The sequence below is a fragment of the Pseudomonas brassicacearum subsp. neoaurantiaca genome (assembly GCF_013608025.1).
Classification (GTDB): domain Bacteria; phylum Pseudomonadota; class Gammaproteobacteria; order Pseudomonadales; family Pseudomonadaceae; genus Aquipseudomonas.
The window spans coordinates 1-449 of record NZ_VDLV01000046.1 but is presented as its reverse complement, the minus strand read 5'-3'; the positions used below and the strand labels follow the sequence as shown (position 1 = coordinate 449).

Annotated in this window: 1 protein-coding gene; it reads right to left on the bottom strand. The window is 61.9% G+C overall.

Features of this window, described 5'->3' with window-relative positions:
* Positions 1-449 (bottom strand): AMP-binding protein (locus FHK92_RS22105; RefSeq protein ID WP_181289991.1); only part of this gene is annotated, 449 nt, incomplete at both ends.

The following is a 449-nucleotide window of genomic DNA, read 5'->3' as shown; positions in this document are numbered from 1 at the left end:
TCGGCCGGGTAATCCGGGTCCAGCGGCACATACGCGCCACCCGCCTTGAGCACCGCCAGCAAGGCGATCAGCAACTGCTCGGAACGCGGCATCGCCACGCCCACGCGCACTTCAGGGCCAACGCCCAGCTCGATGAGTTTGTGAGCCAGGCGATTGGCGCGACCGTCCAGTTCGCTGTAGCTCAGACGAACATCATTGAACGTCACCGCCAAGGCATCCGGGGTGCTGTCCGCTTGGCGGGCGATCAACTGATGAATGCACAGGTCTTGCTCGAACGGCGCATCCACCGGATTCCAAACATGAGTCAGGCGTTGATGCTCATCGAATTCCAGCATCGACAGCTCACCCAAGGGGCGCTCGCCGTGAGCGGTCATCTGCCCCAGCAATTGGGTCAGATGCGCCGCCAATCGCTCCACGGTAAACGCCGAAAAACTCGCCCGCTGATAGCT